The sequence below is a fragment of the Halomonas sp. SIMBA_159 genome (assembly GCF_046536035.1).
Classification (GTDB): domain Bacteria; phylum Pseudomonadota; class Gammaproteobacteria; order Pseudomonadales; family Halomonadaceae; genus Vreelandella; species Vreelandella venusta_A.
Genome location: NZ_JAWJBT010001674.1, coordinates 1 through 234, shown reverse-complemented (window position 1 = coordinate 234; position 234 = coordinate 1). Strand labels below are relative to the sequence as shown.

The following is a 234-nucleotide window of genomic DNA, read 5'->3' as shown; positions in this document are numbered from 1 at the left end:
CCAAGAAATTTCAATACGTTGTGAATCTCCAGGCCTGATAAGACGCGGTAAGCGTCGCATCAGGCATTGAGCACCGAATGCCGGATACGGCGTGAACGCCTTTTCCGGCCTACAACAGCCTTAGTATCCGCAATTTCGTAGCGGGTCACCCGTGCAGGTTTTTTCAAACCTTGTTTAATCTCGACAGCCTCTTCCAGAGAGGTTTTCAACTCATCAAAAAACTTATTTTATACC

1 pseudogene is annotated in these 234 nt (G+C 47.0%); it reads right to left on the bottom strand.

The annotated features are described in order from the left end of the window. Positions 1–59 precede the first annotated feature (59 nt). A pseudogene (locus tag R0J87_RS24900) lies at positions 60–212 on the bottom strand (hypothetical protein); the annotation flags it as partial. Positions 213–234 lie beyond the last annotated feature (22 nt).